Origin of the sequence: Saccharothrix saharensis, from assembly GCF_006716745.1 — a bacterium.
In the GTDB taxonomy this organism is placed as follows: Bacteria; Actinomycetota; Actinomycetes; order Mycobacteriales; family Pseudonocardiaceae; genus Actinosynnema; species Actinosynnema saharense.
In genome coordinates this window covers 3,990,845-4,009,698 of sequence record NZ_VFPP01000001.1, presented here as the reverse complement: position 1 = coordinate 4,009,698, position 18,854 = coordinate 3,990,845, and the positions used below count along the sequence as shown (strand labels likewise).

The 18,854-nt window shown below is 73.7% G+C and carries 14 protein-coding genes; 8 read left to right on the top strand and 6 right to left on the bottom strand.

Annotation, left to right across the window (positions count from 1 at the left end):
* Window positions 1–60 precede the first annotated feature (60 nt).
* The 5 genes from FHX81_RS17260 (at window position 61) to FHX81_RS17240 (ending at window position 7,753) form a co-directional block, all read left to right on the top strand.
* Window positions 61–1,005, top strand: coding sequence for a 4-hydroxy-3-methylbut-2-enyl diphosphate reductase (locus FHX81_RS17260; RefSeq protein WP_141979146.1), 945 nt, complete (start codon window positions 61–63; stop codon window positions 1,003–1,005).
* Between the two features lie 338 nt (window positions 1,006–1,343).
* Window positions 1,344–3,260 carry an ABC transporter ATP-binding protein gene (locus FHX81_RS17255; RefSeq protein ID WP_141979145.1) on the top strand — a complete coding sequence of 639 codons (1,917 nt, stop codon included), beginning with the start codon at window positions 1,344–1,346 and terminating at the stop codon, window positions 3,258–3,260.
* Window positions 3,261–3,294: 34 nt separating this feature from the next.
* A complete protein-coding gene (locus FHX81_RS17250; protein WP_141979144.1) occupies window positions 3,295–3,825 on the top strand; it encodes a VOC family protein in 531 nt (176 codons plus the stop codon).
* Window positions 3,818–4,621 carry a MerR family transcriptional regulator gene (locus tag FHX81_RS17245; RefSeq protein ID WP_141979143.1) on the top strand — a complete coding sequence of 268 codons (804 nt, stop codon included), beginning with the start codon at window positions 3,818–3,820 and terminating at the stop codon, window positions 4,619–4,621. Before FHX81_RS17250 ends, FHX81_RS17245 begins: the two co-directional genes overlap by 8 nt.
* 282 nt (window positions 4,622–4,903) lie before the next feature.
* Window positions 4,904–7,753 carry an AfsR/SARP family transcriptional regulator gene (locus tag FHX81_RS17240; protein ID WP_170232081.1) on the top strand — a complete coding sequence of 950 codons (2,850 nt, stop codon included), beginning with the start codon at window positions 4,904–4,906 and terminating at the stop codon, window positions 7,751–7,753.
* Window positions 7,754–7,874: 121 nt separating this feature from the next.
* Here the strand turns inward: FHX81_RS17240 and FHX81_RS17235 are convergent, their stop codons facing one another.
* The 3 genes from FHX81_RS17235 to FHX81_RS17225 form a co-directional block, all read right to left on the bottom strand.
* The gene (locus tag FHX81_RS17235) at window positions 7,875–8,789 is read right to left on the bottom strand and encodes a PLL family lectin (protein WP_141979141.1); all 915 of its coding nucleotides are present in this window, start codon (window positions 8,787–8,789) and stop codon (window positions 7,875–7,877) included.
* Window positions 8,790–9,008: 219 nt separating this feature from the next.
* Entirely contained in the window at window positions 9,009–11,888 is a 2,880-nt protein-coding gene (locus FHX81_RS17230) for an AAA family ATPase (RefSeq protein ID WP_141979140.1), read from the bottom strand.
* Window positions 11,885–13,027 (bottom strand): exonuclease SbcCD subunit D, encoded by a 1,143-nt coding sequence (locus FHX81_RS17225; protein ID WP_141979139.1) that lies wholly within the window; start codon window positions 13,025–13,027, stop codon window positions 11,885–11,887. Before FHX81_RS17225 ends, FHX81_RS17230 begins: the two co-directional genes overlap by 4 nt.
* Window positions 13,028–13,124: 97 nt before the next feature.
* On the opposite strand from FHX81_RS17225, the gene FHX81_RS17220 reads away from it, so the two are divergent.
* Together FHX81_RS17220 and FHX81_RS17215 are read left to right on the top strand one after the other, a co-directional pair.
* Window positions 13,125–14,063: a DNA recombination protein RmuC gene (locus FHX81_RS17220; RefSeq protein WP_141979138.1), complete on the top strand. Its 939-nt coding sequence runs from the start codon at window positions 13,125–13,127 to the stop codon at window positions 14,061–14,063.
* A 39-nt stretch (window positions 14,064–14,102) separates the two neighbouring features.
* Window positions 14,103–14,903, top strand: a complete 801-nt coding sequence (locus tag FHX81_RS17215; protein ID WP_141979137.1) for a DUF6542 domain-containing protein — start codon at window positions 14,103–14,105, stop codon at window positions 14,901–14,903.
* A gap of 95 nt (window positions 14,904–14,998) precedes the next feature.
* On the opposite strand, the gene FHX81_RS17210 is transcribed toward FHX81_RS17215, so the two are convergent.
* The 3 genes from FHX81_RS17210 to FHX81_RS17200 all read right to left on the bottom strand — a co-directional run bounded on the left by FHX81_RS17210 (window position 14,999) and on the right by FHX81_RS17200 (window position 17,674).
* Complete coding sequence (locus tag FHX81_RS17210) at window positions 14,999–15,736, bottom strand: pentapeptide repeat-containing protein (protein WP_170232080.1); 738 nt, start codon at window positions 15,734–15,736, stop codon at window positions 14,999–15,001.
* A gap of 166 nt (window positions 15,737–15,902) precedes the next feature.
* A complete protein-coding gene (locus tag FHX81_RS17205) occupies window positions 15,903–16,409 on the bottom strand; it encodes a methylated-DNA--[protein]-cysteine S-methyltransferase (RefSeq protein ID WP_141979135.1) in 507 nt (168 codons plus the stop codon).
* The gene (locus FHX81_RS17200; protein ID WP_141979134.1) at window positions 16,406–17,674 is read right to left on the bottom strand and encodes an AlkA N-terminal domain-containing protein; all 1,269 of its coding nucleotides are present in this window, start codon (window positions 17,672–17,674) and stop codon (window positions 16,406–16,408) included. The genes FHX81_RS17205 and FHX81_RS17200 overlap by 4 nt, the downstream gene beginning before the upstream one ends.
* A gap of 80 nt (window positions 17,675–17,754) precedes the next feature.
* Between FHX81_RS17200 and ychF the strand changes: the two genes are divergently transcribed.
* Window positions 17,755–18,834: a redox-regulated ATPase YchF gene (ychF, locus tag FHX81_RS17195; protein WP_141979133.1), complete on the top strand. Its 1,080-nt coding sequence runs from the start codon at window positions 17,755–17,757 to the stop codon at window positions 18,832–18,834.
* The last annotated feature ends 20 nt before the right edge of the window (window positions 18,835–18,854 follow it).

Below are 18,854 nucleotides of genomic sequence, written 5' to 3'. Positions count from 1 at the left end.
TACAGCCTGCCGCAGTCGGCCGTCGGATGCCTACATCCGGCACGCCGTACCCTGGAGGCCATGGACAAGCGAGTGCTCCTGGCCAAGCCGCGTGGCTACTGCGCCGGCGTGGACCGTGCCGTCGTGACCGTGGAGAAGGCGCTGGAGCAGTACGGCGCGCCGGTCTACGTGCGCAAGGAGATCGTCCACAACAAGCACGTCGTGGAGACGCTGTCCGCGCGGGGCGCGATCTTCGTCGACGAGACCGACGAGGTGCCCGAGGGCGCGCTCGTGGTGTTCTCGGCGCACGGCGTGTCGCCCGCCGTGCACCAGGAGGCGGCCGACCGGGGCCTGAGGACGATCGACGCCACGTGCCCGTTGGTGACCAAGGTGCACAACGAGGCCAAGCGCTTCGCGCGCGAGGACTACGACATCCTGCTGATCGGCCACGAAGGACACGAGGAGGTCGAGGGCACGTACGGCGAGGCGCCCTCGCACATCCAGCTCGTGGACACCGCCGAGGACGTGGACAAGGTCGTGGTGCGCGATCCGTCCAAGGTGGTGTGGTTGTCGCAGACCACGCTGTCGGTGGACGAGACGATGGTGCGGGTGCGCCAGTTGCAGGACCGGTTCCCGGACCTGCAGGAGCCGCCGTCGGACGACATCTGCTACGCGACGTCCAACCGGCAGACCGCGGTGAAGACGATGGCGCCGGAGTGCGACCTCGTGCTGGTGGTCGGGTCGAAGAACTCGTCGAACTCGGTGCGGCTGGTCGAGGTGGCGCTGCAGGCCGGCGCGCGGGCGGCGTACTTGGTCGACTACGCGCGCGAGGTCGACCCGGCTTGGCTGGAGGGCGTGACGACGGTCGGCGTGACGTCGGGCGCGTCGGTGCCGGACATCCTGGTGATGGAGCTGCTGGAGTACCTGGCGACGCAGGGGTACGGCGACGTCGAGGAGATCACCACGGCGAACGAGAAGATCGCGTTCGCCCTGCCGCGTGAACTGCGCAAGGACATGGTCCGCTAGGACCCGGCCCACCCGAAGCGCCCCACGCCGGTCGGCGGGGGCGCTTCGCTGTTCCCGTACCGGCTCGGGGTGCACTCGCCCCGCTGCGCGCAGGCCTTCGCCCGCTCCCGCCACCCGGCCGTGGCAATGACCTTCTCCCGATCTCGTGGCGGGCCTCGGTCACCCCGTCCAGGCTGCGCTCGACGATGCGGTCCCACGTCGACAGGTGCGCGAAGCCGATGTCGGGGCCCCGGCCGATCCGCGCACGGCGGTACGGCGGTACGGCTCGCGTGCGCCGATGAGCTGCGCCGACGGTGAACCGTGTTGGCGGCGGCGGGGAGTTCGCGTTTGCTGGAACGATGAGCACCGTGCTGATCGGGGTGGAGAACGTCGCCACCCCCAAGTGGGCCCGCCGTCGGGGCGGGACGTCCGTCAGCCTGGGCAAGGCGATCAAGAGCCTGCCGTCGGCCGTGTCGATGGTGGTCCGGTTGGCCTGGCGCACCTCGCCCCGGCTCACGCTCATGGCGGGCGTGGTGCACGTGCTGTCCGGCTGCGTCACGGCGTTCGGGCTGCTCGCCACGGCGGACGTGTTCTCCGCCCTCCTGCGCGAAGGCCCCACGCCGCAACGGGTGGTCGAGGCGTTGCCCGCGCTGGCGGTGGTGGTGGGGTCGTTCGTGGTCCGCGCCCTGCTGGACACCGCGGTGGCGGCGGTCGAGAGCTCGTTGCGGCCCCGCGTCACGCGTGAGGCCAACGACGAGGTGACGGCGGTGCTCGTGCGCGCCCAGCTCCTCGCGTTCGAGGACGCCGACTTCCGCGAGCTGGCCCGCCAAGGTGGCCGGCGCGGCGTCCGCTCGTTGGAGAGCAGCCTGCGCTACCTCGCCGACCTGGTGTCCGGCGGCATCTCGCTGATCGCCGCGGTGGTCACGGTCGGGTTGCTCGACCCGTGGCTCGCGCCCGCCCTGCTGCTGGCCGCGTTCGCGAACGCCTGGGCGTCGGCGCGGGCGTCCAAGCTGCGCTACGAGCACTTCCTCGACTCGGTGACCCGCAACACCCGCAAGGGCGTGGTCGAAGAGGTCGCCACCGATCGCGACTTCGCCCTCGAACGGCACGCCCTGACGTTGCAGGAACGCCTGCTCGCCGAGCACCGGCGCATCGCCGACAGCCTGATGGCCGACGAGATCCGGATGGCGCACCGCACGAACGGGGTGCGGTTGGCCGGACGGGCGCTGGCCGGGGTCGGCACGGCGATCGCCTACGTCGTGCTCGGCGTCCTGCTGCACACCGGTGGCATGGAGTTGGCGCTGGCGGGCACCGCGGTGCTGGCGATGCGCACCGGCTTCTCGTCCCTGGCGTCCACGACCCGCGCGGTCAACTCGCTGTACGAGGACTCGTTCTACATCGACTTCTATCGGAAGCTGCTGGTCGAAGGCGCGGAGCGGGCCCAGGGCAGCTCGCCGGTGACGGCGCCGGAGGACCCGGGGGAGATCACGCTCGCGGACGTCTCGTTCACCTACCCGGGCGCGTCGAAGCCCGCGCTGCGGGAGGTGAACCTGACCGTGGCGCGGGGTGAGGTCGTCGCGCTGGTGGGGGAGAACGGGTCGGGCAAGACCACCCTGGGCAAGGTGCTGACCGGCCTGTACCCGGCGTCGTCGGGCACGGTCCGGTGGGACGACGTCGACCTGGCCGAGGCCGACCCGCACTCGGTGCACTCGTCGATCGCGGTGATCGCGCAGGACCCGGCGCAGTGGCCGATGACCGCGCGGCACAACGTGACGGTCGGCCGGCTGGAGCGCGAGGACGACGAGGCGTGGCGGGAGGCGGTGGCGAAGTCCGGCGCGGACGAGGTGCTGGCCACCCTGCCCGCCGGGCCGGACACCGTGCTGTCGCGGCAGTTCAACGACGGGCAGGACCTGTCCGGCGGGCAGTGGCAGCGGATGGGCATCGCGCGCGGCATGTACCGGGACGCGGCGGTGCTGGTGGCCGACGAGCCGACGGCCGCGCTGGACGCCAAGGCCGAGGCACGGGTCTTCGAGGGCCTGCGCGAGGCCACCGCGCGGCGCACCACGATCCTGGTGACGCACCGGTTGGCGAACATCCGCAACGCCGACCGGATCGTCGTGCTCGACCAGGGCCGGATCGTCGAGCAGGGCACGCACGAAGAGCTGATGGCGTCGCGCGGCCACTACTTCGAGCTGTTCGAGCTGCAAGCCGCCGCCTACCGGGGCGGGCTGCTCTCGTCCGAGGCGTCCGGCAAGGGGCTGGTGAAACCGGCTTGACCCTCTCGTAGCGTGAGGCTCGAAGGTGGGTCCTGTGAGTGACTACTACAACGCCTTCGAGATCAGCCCCGTGCCCGAGCCCGGCCCGGACGCGGTGGCACCCGAGCTGTACCGCGGCATCTACGGGATGCCCGCGTTCGTCAGCATCCCGACCGACGACCTGGCGGCGTCGGTGGACTTCTGGGTCCGCGGGCTCGGGTTCTTCGAGCTGTTCGGCATCCCCGGCACGCTCGTGCACCTGCGCCGGTGGGCGTTCCAGGACGTGCTGCTCGTGGCGGCGGAGGGCGTGCCGGAGGAGCCGCCGCGGCTGAGCGTCAGCTTCTCGTGCGTGCTCGACCAGGTGGACGCCGTGGTCGAGGCGTGCCGCGCGCTGCGCCCGGGCTCGGTCGACGGCCCGCGGGACACGCCCTGGAACACCCGTGACGTCGAGGTGATCACCCCGGAGAACGCGCGGGTGGTGTTCACCGCGGCGAAGCCCTTCGACCCCGACAGCCAGGAGGCGCGCAACCTGGCCGCCATCGGCATCCAGCACCCGGACGCCGACGAGAATGGGGGCCATGGGTGACACCGCGGAGACCGGCGGCCTGACCGTCGGCCAGGTCTCGACCCGGCTGGGCGTGACGGTCCGCGCGCTGCACCACTGGGACGGGATCGGCCTGGCGCGGCCGTCGCTGCGCACGGCGGGCGGCTACCGGCTCTACACCGCGGCCGACCTGGAACGCCTGCACCGCATCGTCGTGTACCGCGAGATCGGGTTGGGCCTGGACCGGATCCGGGTCGTCCTGGACGACTCCGCGGCGGACGTGCCGGGCGCGTTGCGGGCGCAGCGGGCCCAGGTCGCCGAGCGGATCGACCGGCTCCGGCGGCTCACCGCCGGGCTGGACCGGATGATCGACGCCCACGAACGCGGCCCGCTGCTCACCGCGGCGCAGCAGGCCGCGATCTTCGGCCCCGACTGGGACCCGGACCGGACCGCCCAGGCCCGGCAGCGCTACGGCGACACCGCGCAGTGGTCGCAGTACGCCGAGCGCTCGGCCGCGCGCGGCCCGGCGGAGTGGCAGGCCGTCGCCGACGCCGTGGCCGCCTTCGAACGCGCCCTCGGTGACGCGATGGACGCCGGCGTCACGCCCGGCAGCCCGGCAGCGGACCACCTGGTCGAACGGCACCGCGAGGTGTTCGCCGCGTACTTCCCGCTCACCCGGGAGATGCAGGTCTGCCTCGGCCGCCGGTTCGAGACCGAGCCGGGCTTCGCCGCCCACTACGACGGCATTCGCCCGGGCCTGGCCGGGTGGTTCCGCCGGATCATCGACGCGAGCGCCCGCGCCCGCGGCGTCGACCCCGACACCGCGACCTGGGGGTAGCGCGGACCACGACCGGGCTCCGGGTGGAGTGTGCCGCCCGGCATGCCGGAGCCCGGCCGTGGGGTCTTGCGCCGCGGCGCCGGCGCGCGCTGAGGTCACGGCTGTGACCCACCCCCAATCGAGGTCACAGCCGGTGGCCCGCGCCACCAGCCTGGGGCACGCCGGTACACCGCCGGTACACCGGCGGTCCAACGCGGGGGTCCCGGTGGTGCGACGACTGCGCTACCTTCGATGCCGCCCCGGCCGCCGTGGGGACGGCCGCGGCACTGGGGAGTGTGCCGAGTGCTGTTCCGGGTCCTGGGCGCGGTCGACGTGGTGCGGTCCGACGGAGCGCGGATCCCCGTCGCAGCCCGGAAACCACGCGTGCTGCTGGCCACGCTCCTGCTGCACGCGGGCGAGTGGGTGAGCGTCGAGCGGCTGGTCGGGGCGCTGTGGCCGGAAGGCGCGCCCCCGTCGGCGGAGAAGAACACCAAGACCTACGTCTGGAAGCTGCGCCGGCTGCTCGCGCAGGACCCGACGGCCGGCGAGCGGATCGACGGCGGCCGGGGCGGCTACCGGGTCCGGGTTGCGGCCGACGAGTTGGACGCGCACCGGTTCGAGGCGCTGGTCCGGACCGGTCGGCGGCACGCCGGCGCGGGGCTGCACCGGCAGGCCGCGGCGGCGTTCGCCGAGGCGGTCCGGCTGTGGCGCGGCGACCCGTTCGGCGAGCTGGTCGGGTCGGACGCGGACACCGTGCGGGCCCGGCTGGTCGAGCGGCGGCTGACCGCGTTGGAGGGGCACGCGGCGGCGTTGTCGGCGCTGGGCTCGCACGAAGAGGCGGCGGTCGCGCTCAAGGGGCTGGTCGCGCGGCACCCGTTCCGGGAACGGCTGCGCGGTGCGCTGATGACCGCGCTGTACCGGGCGGGACGGCAGGCCGAGGCGCTGGACGTCTACGACGAGGGCCGCGTGCTGCTGGACCGGGAGCTGGGCGTGCGGCCGGGGGAGGAGCTGCGCCGGCTGCACCTGGACATCCTCAACCAGGACCCGGCCCTGGAGGTCGACCGGGAGGCGGGTCCGCCGGCGTGGGTGAGCCCCGCGCAGGTGCCGGCCGCCGTCGTCGGGTTCACCGGCCGGGCCGAGCACCTGCGGCGCCTCGACCGGCTCCTCGCCCGCGCCGACGACCGCCAGCCGCCGCCGGTCGCCGTCATCACCGGTACCGGCGGCGTCGGCAAGACGGCCCTGGCCGTGCACTGGGCGCACCGCGTGCGGGACCGGTTCCCCGACGGGCAGCTCTACGTCAACCTCCGCGGCTACGACCCCGACCTGCCGGTCGGTCCGGGTGACGCGCTGGCGGGCTTCCTGCGCGCCCTGGGCGTCGACTCGCGGGACCTCCCGCAGGACCTGGACGAGCGGTCCGCCACGTTCCGGTCCCTGTTGGCGGGCAGGCGGGTCCTCGTGGTGCTCGACAACGCCCGCACGGCCGCGCAGGTCCGGCCGCTGCTGCCCGGCTCGCCCGGCTGCCTGGTGCTGGTGACCAGCCGCGACTCGATGCGCGGGCTGATCGCGAAGGACGGCGCGACCCGGCTGGGGCTCGACCTGCTGCCCGCCGCCGAGGCGCACGACCTGCTGCGCGCGTTGATCGGCGACCGGGCGGCGGCGGAACCGGGCGCGGTGGACGCGCTGGCCGAGCTGTGCGCGCGGTTGCCGCTGGCCCTGCGCCTGGCCGCGGAACTCGCCACCGGCCGCCCCACCGCGTCGTTGGCGCGGCTGAGCCGCGAGCTGGTCCGGGAGCAGGACCGGCTGGACCGGCTCGACGACGACACCGACCCCCACGCGGCGCTGCGGTCGGCGTTCTCGTGGTCCTACCGGCACCTGGACCCGGCGGTGGCGCGGGTGTTCCGGCTGCTGGGCGCGCACCCGTGCCACGAACTCGGCCTGGACGCGATCGCCGCGCTGACCGGCTCGTCCGACGCGGCGGTCCGCCGGCACGTCGACGCGCTGGTCCAGGCGCACCTGGTGGAGCGCACGGCCGACGGCCGGTTCCAGATGCACGACCTGCTGCGCACCTACGCCCGCGGTCTCGCCGCCGAAGCGGACCCCGACCGGCACGCGGCGGTGCACGCCCTGGCGGACCACTACGTGCGCGAGGCGGCGGCCGCGGTGGTGCTGTTCGACCCGGTGGACCACGCCGGGCGAGGACCGGCGCTCCCCGCGGCCGGGCCGGCCACCCGGGACGAGGCGGTGGCGTGGCTGGAGGCCGAGCGGGCGAACCTGCTCGCGGTCGCCGAGCACGCGGCCCGGCACGGTGACGCCGCGCAGGCCGAGGAACTGGCCGACGCGGTGTGGCGCTACTTCCACGTCCGCGGCCACCACGACGAGTCGCTGGCCCTGCACACCCACGCCCTGGCGGCCGGTCGTCGGCGCGCCGACCGCGTCGCCCAGGGTGCCGCGCTCACCGGGTTCGGCGTCGCGTGCGAGCGGTTGGGGCGGTACGAGGAGGCGTTGCGCCACCACGAGCAGGCGGTCGAGGTCGCGCGGGAGACCGGCGACGTGAGCTTCACCGGCCGGGCGCTGAAGAACCTGGGCGTGGTCCTGCGCCGCCTCGGGCGGCACCGGGAGGCGGAGCGCGTCTTCCGGGAGTCGCTGGCCATCGCCCGGGCCATCGGGAACCGCCGCGGCGAGGCGGCCGTGCTGTGCAGCCTGGCGCTGGTGCACGAGGCGTCGGGCCGGTACGAGGAGGCGTTGCGGCACATGGAGCAGGCCATGGCGGCCGTGCCGGACGTCGACAACGACCACGCGCTGGTCAACCACCTGCAGGCGAACCTGGGGCTGGTGCACCTGCGGCTCGGCCGCGCCGAGGTCGCCGGGAAGCACCTCGCCGAAGCGCTCGCGGGCGCGCGGGCGACCGGCAGCCGCGACCTGGAGGCCGAGGTGCTCGACACGCTGGGCGAGCTGGCGACGGCCGCCGGCGACCCGGACCGCGCCGTCGAGCACCACCGGGAGGCACTGGCGCTGACCCGCCGCACGGGGGACCGGCACGAGGAGGCGCGGGCCCACGACGGCCTGGCGCGCGCCTACGAGGCCTGGGGCCGGCCGGAGGACGCCCGCCGGCACCGGCTGTTGGCGACTCGCCGTGCACCGGGTGGCCGGTAGGGCGACACGCGGTCGTGGCGACGACGCGCCAGGGGATGAACACGCGAGAAAGGCGAACGCCGGCTCCCTTCCCCCGCCTGCGGGAAAGGGAGCGTGAGTTACCGGCGGCGATTACCGGAGATCAGTACCACGCTTTCTGGTAGATGTGGTTGTTGGTGCCCGCCACGAAGATGTCGATGCGGTTCGGACCCCACGACACGGCCGCCGGGTTGTGCAGGAAGGTGCCGCCGAGGTCTTCCCACCCGGACCAGCCGGCACCGGTCCACGCCTTGTGCCACAGCGCGTTGTCGGCGCCCTTGGCGAACACGTCCAGTCGCCCGGCGGACCAGGAGGCCACGGCCGGGCCCGCGGTGATGACGCCGCCGAGGTCCGCCCAGCCGGACCAGGACGAGCCGTTCCACGCCTTGTGCAGCAGGTGGTTGTTCGTGCCCTCCACGAAGACGTCGATGCGGTTGGGCCCCCACGACACGGCCGCCGGGTTGTCGATGAACCGACCGCCGAGGTTCTGCCAGCCCGACCAGGACGAGCCGGTCCACGCCTTGTGCCACAGCGCGTTGTCGGTGCCCTTGGCGAACACGTCGAGCCGTCCGGCCGACCAGGAGGACACCGCCGGACCTGCGGTGATGACGCCGCCGAGGTCCACCCAGCCGGACCAGGACGAGCCGTTCCACGCCTTGTGCAGCAGGTGGTTGTTCGTGCCGCGGCCGAACAGGTCGATGCGGTCGGGCCCCCACGAGACGGCGGCCGGGTTGTCGATGATGTTCCCGCCGAGGCTCTCCCAGCCCGACCAGGCGGACCCGTTCCACCAGCGGTGCCACACGGCCGAGTCGGTGCCGCGCGCGAACACGTCGAGGCGGTTCGCCGACCACGACGACACGGCCGGGCCCGCGGTGACCACACCGCCGAGGTCGTACCAGCCCGACCATTGTCTGTCCTGCGCCTGCGCCTGCTCCGGTTCGGCGACCGCCGCGGACGTGCCCGCGAAGAACAGGGCCAGCACTGCGGCGATCAACGTTCTGGTGACCGAGACTTTCATCGCGAATTCCCCTCCAGGTCCGATGTTTGCGAAACGCGGACAAGGGGAATTTAGCACCCGATCGGGGGCTCCCAATGGCTGAAAAATGGTTGCTCCACCCCGGTCCGAGATCTCCGCAGAAATTGTGCCTCACTCGACCGAGTGGTCACCGGATGTCAATTCCTGGACGCGGGTAATACTGCTGGGGGACCCTCGGTCGTGGGGTGCGCGGCAGGGCCGCTAGGCCGTCAGCTCCAGCGACGAACCACCGCGGGCCTTGCGGACGCGCAACCGGGTGGGGATGCGCTGCCGCATCTCCTCCACGTGCGAGACCAGGCCGACCACCCGGCCGCCCGCGCGCAGCTCGTCCAGCGTGGTCATCACCAGCTCCAGCGTCTCGGCGTCGAGCGTGCCGAAACCCTCGTCGATGAACAGCGTGTCCAGCACCGCGCCCGCGGCCACCACGTCGGCCAGGCCCAGCGCGAGCGCCAGCGACGCGAGGAACGACTCGCCGCCGGACAGCGTCTTCGCGGGCCGCTGCTGCCCCGAGTAGTCGTCCATGACGTCCAGGCCCAACCCGCCCCTGGTGCCGCGCGGACCGGCCTCGACCGAGTGCACGAACCGGTAGCGGCCCTGGCTCATCCGCTCCAGCCGGGCGCTTGCCGCCACCGCGACCTCCTCCAGCCGCGCGGCCAGCACGTACGTCCGCAGGGTCATGCTCTTGGCGTTCTGCCCCTGCCCGTTGATCACGTCGGTCAACGCGTCCAGCTCGGCGAACTCGGCCTCCACCGGCTCCAGCCGCAGCCACGCGGTCCGCAGCCGCTCGGCCAGGTCGGCGGCGCGGGCGGCCCGCGTGCGGGCGTTGGTCAACGCGGTGGCGGCGTCGGTCGCGTGCGCGCTCGCCGCCCGGAACCGCTCCTCCGCGCCCGCCACGTCCACCTCGGTGTCCGGGTCGGTGTCGGGCAGCTCGGCCAGCGTGCTCTCGGCCGCGGTCCGGGTCTTCTCGACCTCGCGGATGCGGATCTCCAGCTCGGCGACGGCGGCGGCCGGGCGGGCCGCGGCCAGGGCGTCGGCCACGTCGGCGAACCCCTGCGCGGCGGCCAGCCGGGCGACCTCCAGCCGGTGGTCGGCCAGGCGTTCCCCGTGCTCGACCACGGCCGTCCGGCGGGTCGCCAGCGCGGTCAGCGCGTCGGCCAGGTCGCTCAGGTGCGCCCGGCGCGTCACCACGTCCGGGAAGTCGCCGCGCGCCTCCTCCAGCCGTGCGCCCCGCTCCTCGACCGCCTCCACCAGTTGCGCCCGCTGCGCGCCCGCCTCGGCCAGTTCGCGTTCGAGCGCGCCACGCTGGTCGAGCGCGCGCTGGACCTTCTCCTCCAGCTCGGCCAGCTCGTGCTGCCGGGCCTCCCACCGCTCGGCCTGCGCCGCCACGGACCGGTGCTCGCGCTCCAGCTCGGCGGGCGGCCGGTCGCCGAGCTGCTCGCGCAGCAGCGCCAGCCGCTCCGCCAGCCGGTGCGCCTCCTGCTCGGCCCGCTGCCGCCGGTCCAGCGCGACCTGGTCGTCCTCGGCGGCGCGGTCCTCGTCCGCGGCCGTCACGGCGTTCAGCACCGGCTGCGCGGGCGACGGGTGCTCGGCCGAACCGCACACCGGGCACGCGTCGCCCGGCCGCAACCGCTCGGCCAGCTCGACCGCCATGCCGTCCAGCCGTTCCCGGCGGATGCGGAGCAGCGCCTCCCGCGCCGCCTGCTGCGCGTCCACCGCGTCCCGCCGCGCCTCGTCCGCGTCCCGGAACGCCCGCTCCACGCGCGGCAGCTCGGCCGCCGCGGCGGCCAGGCCCGACACCTGCGGCAGCCTGGCCGCGGCCTCGGCCGACTCCTCGACCGCGGTCCGCGCGGCGGCCAGCTTCGACGGCACCTCGTCCAGCTGCGTGACCAGCGCGGCCAGCCGCTGCGACGTGGTGGCCACGTCGCGGTCCAGCTGGGCGATGCGCCGCTGGTCGGCGCGCTGCCGCTCGGCGTCGGCGGCCAGGCTCGTGAGTCCGCCGGCCTCCTCGCGCAGCCGCTCGCCGTCGCCGCGCAGGTCCGTGCCCCGGTAGCCGAGCGCGGCCACCGCGGCGGCCGCCGCCTGCTCGTGCGCGACGGCGGCGTCCAGCTCGCGCTCCAGCTTCACCGCGCGCTCCTGCGCGGGCACGACCACCGCCGCCTGCCGGGCCGCGTCCCGTTCGGCGACCCACGCCCGCAGGCTCGGCTCCACCTCCGCGTACCGGTCGAGGTTGCGGCGCGCCTCCCGCACCCGGCGCACCCGCTCGTGCCGCGCCCGCGCCTCCTGCCACGCCGCCTCGGCCCCGGCCCGCCGGTCCGACGCCTGCGCCGCGGCCTGGTCGGCCTCGCGCTCGGCCTCGTCCAGCCGCTTGAGCAGCGAGCTCAGCCACTCCTGGTCGCCGCCGCCCTCCGGCGGGTCCTCCAGCGCGACCTCGGCCACCCGCTGCACCAGGTCGCGGTGCGCCTGGCCGAGCCGCGCGAGCTCCCGCCTGCGCTCGGCCCGGCGTTCCCGGAACCACTTCTCCACGTCCAGGAACCGCTCGGTGCCGAACAGCTTCTCCAGCAGCTTCTCCCGCTCGGCGGTCTCGGCCCGCAGGAACCGCGCGAACTCGCCCTGCGGCAGCAGCACCACCTGGAAGAACTGCTCGGCGGTCATCCCGAGCAGGCCCTCGACCTCGCGGGCCACGTCGTCGATGCGGCTGTGCCCCTCGCCGGTCCACCCGCCGACCCACGTCAACGACACCTGCGCCTGCTGGCGGGTCGCGCCGTCGCCGCGCTTCTTCGGCCGCTCGTACTCGGGGCTGCGCTTGAGCCGGAACCGCCGGCCGCGCACGGTCAGCTCCAGCTCCACGTACGTCGGGGTGTCCCGGTCGGCGTAGTCGCAGCGCAGCCGCTTCACGTCGCCGCGCGCGCCGGGCACCTTGCCGAACAGCGCGAACGCCACCGCGTCCAGCAACGTCGTCTTGCCCGCGCCGGTGTCGCCGTGCAGCAGGAACAAGCCGTCCGCGCCGAGCAGGTCGAAGTCGACCTCCTCGCGCGCCGCGTACGGGCCGAACCCGCTGACCGCCAACCGGTGCAGCTTCACGAGTCCCCTTCCCGGGCAGCGGCGGCGAACGCCTCCCGCAACAGGTCCAGCTCGCGCGGGTTGGGCTGGTCGCCGCGCACGTCCTCGACGAAGCAGCAGGCGATCTCCTCGTCGCTGCGGCCGCGCACCCGTTCGGCGAACCGCAGCTCGCCGGTCCGCCCGCCCTCCGGCCGCCACTCCACGTGCACCGCGTGCGGGAACCGCCGCTGCAACCGCCGCAGCGCGTCCAGCGGGCGCACCCGGTCGGTCAGCGTCACGGACAGGAAGTGGTCCTCGACCCGCTCGTGGTCCGGGTCCAGCACCAGGTCGTCCAACGCGCCGCTCACCGTCGACAGCGGGCGGGGCACCGGCAGCGACCGCCGTTCCACCCCGGCCAGGCCGCCCGCGTCCAGCTCGACCAGCCACACCGACTTGTGGTGGCGCGCCTCGGAGAACGAGTACGCCACCGGGCTGCCCGAGTACCTCAGGTGCCCGGCCAGCGTCTGCTGTCCGTGCAGGTGGCCCAGCGCCACGTAGTCGATCCCGGCGAACACCGCGCCCGACACGTCCTGCACGCCGCCCACCGCGATGGTGCGCTCCGACTCGCACGGCTCGCCGCCGGTCACGAACGCGTGCGCCAGCACGACCGAGCGCGTGCCCGCGCGGGCCGCCAGGTCCAGCTTGATCCGCCGCATCGCCTCGGTCAGCACGCCGCCGTGGCCCTTCGCCTCCACGCCCAGCACGTGCCGCGCGGTCTCCGGCTCCAGGAACGGGATCCCGTACACCGCCACCGGGCCGTGCGGGTCGGCGAACAGCACCGGCTCGTGCAGCTCGGCCACCCGCGTGCGCAGGTGCAGGCCGCCCGCCTCGGCGAACGCGCCCAGGAAGCCCAGCCGGGCCGCCGAGTCGTGGTTGCCGGGCGTGATCACGATCTGCGCGCCCGCCGCCCGGATCCGCTTGAGCACCCGCGAGCACACCGCGACGGCTTCCGCGTTCGGCACGGCCCGGTCGAACAGGTCACCCGAGACCACGACCACGTCCACCCGCTCGTCCGCCACGGTGTCGGCGAGGCCGCCGAGCACGGCTTCCTGCTCTTGCAGCAGGTCACGGCCGTGGAAGGTGCGCCCCACGTGCCAGTCGGACGTGTGCAGGATCAACACGTCGGCCACGCTAGGGCCGGCGCGCGCTCCGATCGTTCAAGCGGCTCGGCGTGTCGCTCGAACGTGTGGTCGGACACGTGTGCGCGATGATCGGGGCATGACAGCGGTCCTCAGCACGGCGGCGGTGGTCGTGGCGCTCCTGCTCGCGGGCGCGCTGGTGTTCCTGTGGCGGCTCTACCAGGACAGCGTGCGGCGCACCGACGCCGCGCTGGCCGCGGTGCGGGCCGAGCGGGAACGCGGCGACGCGCAGTGGGCGGCGTTGCAGCGCTACGAGGTGGCGTTCTCCTCGGTCAGCGGTCGCGGCGAGCTCGGCGAGAAGGTGCTGGTGGAGACGGCGCGGGTGCTCGGCCTGCGCGAGGGGATCCACTTCGACCTGCAGGTGGACGTGGCGGGCGGCGGCGCGGTGCGGCCCGACCTCGTGCTCAACGTCGGCGGCGGTCGGCGGGTGCCGGTCGACGCGAAGATGAGCATGGCGACGTGGGCGGAGGCGGTGGAGACCGACGACGCGGCCGAACGCGTCGACGCGCTGCGGGTGCACGTCCGCAACATCCGGTCGCGGGCCGCGGAGCTGGCGGGCAAGGGCTACCAGCGGTGGGCCGACGCGATCTACGGGACGATCATGTTCGTGCCCAACGACGGCGCGGTGGTGGCGGCCCTGGACACCGACCCGGAGCTGCTGCGGTGGCTGCTCGACCGGCGGGTGTTCCTGTGCGGGCCGACCGGGTTCGCGGTGATCGCGTCGGCGGCGATGTTCGCGGTGACCGACCGGGCGCTGGCCGACGACGTGGAGCAGGTCCGGGCCGCCTCGTCGCGCGCGCACCGGGCCGCGGACTCCGCGATCGACGCGGTGAACCTGTCGAGCACGCACCTGCAGCGGTTCCTGTCGGCGCGGCGGCGGGAGTTGGACGCGTTGGAGGGTTTCCGGGCGGCCGTGGAGCCGTTGAGCAACGCGTCGTCCGACGTCACACCCCTGCCGCTGGTGCGGCGGACGGACGAGGCCGGCATCGGTGCACCCTTGGACGCCCGCGAGGCGTAATAGAGTGTGTCGGAACTGAGCCGAACTAGGAGCGTGTGCGTGACCGCTGCAACGCGTGACGACTCGCGCAGCGAGCCGGAGGACGACGAGTACACCGCCGTCCGCTGGAACGACCGCGCCATGTTCGGCAGCTTCCGGGGTCTGCCCTGGTGGGCGGCGGTGCTCATCGCTTTCGTGGTGGCCATCGTCGGCACGTTCGTCGACGTCAACTCGGCCGCGCACACCGTGGGCTGGGTGTTCGCCGTCACGTTCTTCGTGGGCTGCGTCGGCGCGGTCGTGTTCGTCGAGCGGCGCTCGATGTTCGGCCCGATCGTCCAGCCGCCGCTGGTGCTGGCGATCGTGGTGCCGATCCTGGTCGTGCTGACGCAGGGCATGCCCGGCAGCGGCGGCCTGGCGTCGATCGGGCTCACGCTCGGCAAGCCGCTGATCGACGGTTTCCCGGCCATGGCCATCACGACCGCGTGCACGGTGATCATCGGCATCGTCCGGGTGACGACGCAGAAGGACCCGAACCGGCTGACCAAGGACGAGAAGCGCGAGGCCAGGCGCAAGCCGGACAAACCGCGCCGCGCCGCCGACCGCGCCGACCGTCCCGCCGACCGCTCCGAGCAGCCGGAGGACCGCCCGAAGAAGCGCCCCAGGCCGGACCGCGCCGACGCCCCGGCCGACCGTCGCGCCGACACCCCGGCCGACCGCCGCCGCCCGACCCAACCGACCGACGAGGACCGCCCCAAGCGCCCCCGGCCGCCGTCGACCTCCCCGGACCGCCCCCGCCGCCCCGCCCCGCCGCGCGAAGGCGGCCGCCCCCCGCGCCGGCCCCGCCCTCGCGGCGAGGACTGATCTTCACCGCCCGACCAGGCCCGTGGCGTGGGGCGTGGTCGTCCCACACCGCCGCCCCGCCCCATCGCGGGCGGGTGACGGTGGTCGTGCCATCGTCAGCTGATGGCCTTCGAGAAGTCGACCCTCGTCAGGTCGGCTGCCTCGAATTTCGTGCCGGTCACCACGGACGCGTCGAACGAAGAATCGCCGACGTAGGCCCCGGTGAAGTCGGCTCCACGAAGATCTGCCCGATCGAACGTAGCATTGGGCAAGGATGCCAACCGAAACGATGCACCGTCTCCGGTGACTCCACTGAAATTGGCGCCGTAGAGTATCGCATGGTCGAACCGCGCGTGCTGGACGGTAGTGCCCACGAAACGTGCTTGTTTCAGGGAGGCTCCGGTGAAGTCGGAGTGGTACAGGATTGTCTGACTGAAGTCGGCTTGGTTCGCGCCACGTACGCGAAGGCATGATCGTCCGAGGTCGACGAAGTTCTCGTCCCTGCCGCGGTCACGCCGGCCGATCACCACGACTGCCGCCTCGATGTCCGCGGGTACCCGATCCTCCGATGCGCAGGCATACGTCCCATCCGGCTGCTGAACGGCGGGACTTCTCGTCCGGACGAAGTTGGCCAGTACCTCCATGATCACTGGCCGGTCGGTCCCGGAGTCCTTCGCCAGTCTTTCGAGAGCGTAGATCGAGCCGACTCTCACGTCGATCGATTCCTTGTTGCCCAGCTGTTCGATCGCTTTCGTAAAGCGCTCTGACGACTGGCCGTTCCGGCTGATGATCAGTTGTTCCTGCGTCGCGCGAAGTGATTGCTGGGTGAAGACCAGCGCTCCTATCGCGGCCAAGGCTGTGATCAGCGCCGGCAGTTGTACCGCGATCTCGCGGAGAAGGTTCCGATTCTGGGTTGCCGGTCGTGCGAGCGGGGATCGCCCACGTGGGAGCTTTCGCACTGCGATGCGGGGAGTGCGCGGCCGACGTCTTTCCATGCCCCATTGATACCGTGTACGACGGTCACGCGACCCGCGATTCATGGGCGAGCAGCCACCGCTTCACGTCGGCGCCCCAGCGGAAGTCGCCGATGGCGCCGCCCGTGCGGACCACGCGGTGGCACGGCACGAACAAGGTGGCCGCGTTGCGCGCGCACGCGGTGGCGGCGGCGCGGATCGCCGACGGGCGGCCGGCCAGCAGGGCGTGGTCGGCGTAGCTGACCGGCTTGCCCGCCGGGACCGTGCGCAGCGCGTCCCAGGCCCGCTGCACGAACTCCCCGCCGCGCTGCCGCACCGGGATGTCGACGATCGCGTCCACGTCACCGGCGTGGTAGGCGCGCACGGCCCTGGTCACCGCGCCCAGGTCGCGGCGGTGGGCCAGGGTCGTCGGCCGCAGCGACGGCGAGACCTGCGGCAGCAGGTCGTCCACGTCCGCGGTCCAGCCGCTGGCCAGGACCGCGCCGTCCATGGCGACGACGGCGGTGAAAGGGCTGATCGGGGTGTCGACGGTCGACACGTGGCCGGTGCTCACGCGGTCCTCCTCAAGTGCATCGCGGCGTACGAGCGCCACGGGCGCCACGCGATGTTGTCGCTGGTCAATGGGATGTCAGGGGCGCCGAGCACGCGCATCACGACGTACGAGGCGACCTGCGGGCCGATGCCGGGGAACGCCGACAGCTCGGCGTGCAGCTCGTCCGCGTCACGGCCGACGTCGACCCGCAACGTGCCGTCCGCCACCGCCCGCGCCACCGGCGAGTCGATCGCCGACGGCGCCGGGTACAGGTGCGTCACCGGTCCGTCCGGGTGCTCCAGCGCCTCGCCCCGCTCGTCGTGGCCCAGGGCCCGGAGCAGGGTTTCCGCGCCGTCGACGCTGCCCGGCAGCCGCACGCCCGGCCGGGCGAGGACGGACGGGCGCAACGCCGGGTCGGCGGACAGGAAGTCGTCCACGGCCACCGGGTCCGCGTCCAGGTCGAGCAGCCGCCGCACCCGGCTCACCGCGCTGCCCAGGTCGCGCAGGTCGGTCAACCGCAGCGAGCACGACACGTGCCCGTCCGCCGGTTCCAGCCGCACGGTCGCCTGCCCGTGCGGCAGCCGCAGCGACCGCGCGTAGGAACCGTCCGCCACGTGCTCCACGCCCGGGATCGCGTGGGCGCGGAAGTACGCCAGCAGGCCCGCCGCGTCGAACGGCGGCCGGTACGGCAGGCGCAGCGTGATGCGGCCCGCGGTGCCCGTCGCGGCACGGGCCGAGCGCATCGCCGACGGCGTGGCCGCGAACACCGCCCGGATCGTGTCGTTGAACTGCCGCACGCTGGCGAAACCGGCCGCGAACGCGATGTCCGCGAACGACAGGTCGGTCGTTTCGATCAGCAACCGCGCGGAGTGCGCGCGGTGCGCGCGTGCCAGCGCCAACGGCCCCGCGCCCAGCTCCGCGGTCAGCACGCGGGTCAGGTGCCGTTCCGAGTAGCCCAGCCGCGCCGCCAGCCCCGGCACGCCCTCGCGCTCCACCACGCCGTCGGAGATCAGGCGCATGGCGCGGGCGGCCAGGTCGGCCCGCAGGTTCCACTCCGGCGAGCCGGGCACGGCGTCGGGCAGGCACCGCCGGCACGCCCGGTAACCGGCGGACTGGGCGGCGGCGGCGGTCGGGTAGAACTCGGCGTTGCGGCGCTTCGGCGTCACGGCGGGGCAGGACGGTCGGCAGTAGATCCGGGTCGTGCGCACCGCGAGGATGAAGCACCCGTCGAAGCGGGCGTCGCGGGCGGCGACGGCCCGGTAGGCGCGTTCGTCGTCGAGGAGCATGCACCCCACTCTGCCAGCGGCGGGAGGGTGTGGCTCGCGGGAATCGGACACGGCGTCGTGGGCGCGTAGACTCACCCACCGTGAGTTTGACCCTCGGTATCGTCGGCCTGCCCAACGTCGGCAAGTCCACCCTGTTCAACGCCCTCACGCGCAACGACGTGCTGGCGGCGAACTACCCGTTCGCGACCATCGAGCCGAACGTCGGCGTGGTGCCGCTGCCGGACGCCCGCCTCGGCAAGCTGGCGGAGATCTTCGGCTCCGAGCGCGAGGTGCCGGCGGTGGTGTCGTTCGTCGACATCGCGGGCATCGTGAAGGGTGCGTCCGAAGGCGCGGGCCTGGGCAACAAGTTCCTCGCCAACATCCGCGAGGCCAACGCGATCTGCCAGGTCATCCGGGTGTTCGACGACTCCGACGTGATCCACGTCGACGGTCGCGTCGACCCGGCCGCCGACATCGAGACGATCAACACCGAGCTGATCCTGGCCGACCTCCAGACGCTGGAGAAGGCGATCCCGAGGCTGGAGAAGGAAGCCCGCACGCAGAAGGACCGCCGTCCCGCGCTGGAGGCGGCGCAGCAGGCGCGCGAGGTCCTCGACGGCGGGCGCACGCTGTTCGCCGCGCAGTCCGAAGTGGACGGCGAGCTGCTGCGCGAGCTGAGCCTGCTGACCGCGAAGCCGTTCCTGTACGTGTTCAACGCCGACGAGGGCGTGCTCACCGACGAGGCGAAGCTCAAGGAGCTGCGCGAGATGGTGGCGCCCGCGGACGCGGTGTTCCTCGACGCCAAGGTCGAGGCGGAGCTGCTGGAACTGGACGAGGAGTCCGCCCGCGAGCTGCTGGAGTCGATCGGCCAGCACGAGCCGGGCCTGCACGCCCTGGCGCGGGCCGGCTTCCACACCCTCGGCCTGCAGACCTACCTGACCGCCGGCCCGAAGGAGTCGCGGGCCTGGACCATCCCCCGGGGCGCGACCGCGCCGCAGGCGGCCGGCGTGATCCACACGGACTTCGAGCGGGGCTTCATCAAGGCCGAGGTGGTCTCGTTCGCGGACCTGGTCGAAGCCGGCTCCATGGCCGCCGCGAAGGCCGCCGGCAAGGTCCGCATGGAGGGCAAGGACTACGTGATGGCCGACGGCGACGTCGTGGAGTTCCGCTTCAACGTCTGATCTTGCCACCACGTTGGTGG